The 1,349-nt window shown below is 77.8% G+C and carries 1 protein-coding gene; it reads right to left on the bottom strand.

Annotated elements, in window-relative coordinates; translation table 11 throughout:
- Positions 1-187 precede the first annotated feature (187 nt).
- Positions 188-1,039: a tRNA (guanosine(46)-N7)-methyltransferase TrmB gene (trmB, locus tag FNQ90_RS23370; RefSeq protein WP_182608168.1), complete on the bottom strand. Its 852-nt coding sequence runs from the start codon at positions 1,037-1,039 to the stop codon at positions 188-190.
- Positions 1,040-1,349: the final 310 nt, after the last annotated feature.

Raw genomic sequence — 1,349 nt, 5'->3', positions numbered from 1 at the left:
GTTCGGGCCGGGGCGCCGGTACGCCGGCCGGGCCGGGGCCCGCCGGCGCGGCGTCGACCGGGGTATCGGAAAGCGGGGGGACGGGCCGGGGCACGGTCCGACCATACGGGGCCCGGACCCGGACCCCAAGAAGGTGCGACGGGTCCCGGCCCCGCCGGCCGGGGACGGCGCGCCCCCGTGCGAGGGGTCAGCCGACCGGACGTCGGAAGAGCAGGTCCCGCACCCGGTGGCCCTTCTCCAGGCCCTGCCGCTCGAAGCGGGTTTCCGGCCGGAAGTCCGGCCGGGGCGCGAACCCGCCGCCCGGCACGGTGTTCCCCAGATCCGGTGAGGCCTCCAGGACCTCCAGCATGTGCTCGGCGTACGGCTCCCAGTCGGTGGCGCAGTGCAGCAGACCGCCCGGGGCCAGCCGGGAGGCGCACAGCGCGACGAACGGCGGCTGCACGATGCGTCGCTTGTGGTGCCGCTTCTTGGGCCACGGGTCGGGGAAGAACACCCGGATCCCGGCGAGGGAGGCCGGCGGCAGCATGTGCTCCAGGAGCAGCAGGGCGTCGCCGTTGGCCACCCGGACGTTCTCCAGACCCTGCTCGGAGGCGAGCTTGAGCAGGTGGCCCTGGCCGGGGGTGTGCACGTCGGCGGCGAGGACACCGGTGGTCGGGTCGGCGGCGGCCATCAGCGCGGTCGCCTCACCCATCCCGAACCCGATCTCCAGCACGATCGGGGAGCCGGGCGGCAGGGTGTCGAAGAGCCGGTCGAGGTCCACGGGGGTGCGGCCGTCGATCTCCACCCCCCGGGTCGCCCAGTGGCGTTCCAGGGCCTCGCGTTGGGCGGTGGTCACCCGGCTGCGGCGGGGCACGAAGCTGCGCACGCCCCGGTGCCGGTCACCGGTGCCGGCCGCAGGGTTCGCGGCGGGGCCGGTGCCGGGGGCGAACATCGCCCCGTCCGGTGCCCCGGTGGGCGCGGGCACCCCGGCGGGCGCGGTCGAGGGGGCCGGAACCCCGGCCGCGGGCCGCTCGGCGGTACGGGACTGCTCGGAGGTCATGGCCCCGATGGTACGGCGCCGGCCGGGGCCCGCCGGGCGCCGGTCGGGTGGCCCCGACCGTGACCTCCCCCGCACGCCGGCACCCGGCGCCACCGCGCACCACGGGGAACACCACCGCGCATCCCCGGAAACCATGCGGAGTCACGGGAGTCACGACATGGCGCTCGAGGCCGGACGGTTCCGTCCGGAGCCGGCCGGGGAGGCTCGGGCCGTGCCGGATCCCACCCGGCGCACGGCCCCCACCGGGCCGCCGGGGGGACGTCACGCGACGCGCGCCCCCGATGGGTCCCCGGGCGCCCTCTCCGGGCCC

Source organism: Streptomyces alkaliphilus (assembly GCF_014141535.1).
GTDB lineage: Bacteria > Actinomycetota > Actinomycetes > Streptomycetales > Streptomycetaceae > Streptomyces > Streptomyces alkaliphilus.
The sequence above is the reverse complement of the archived record's forward strand: the minus strand, read 5'-3'. Positions and strand labels throughout refer to the sequence as shown.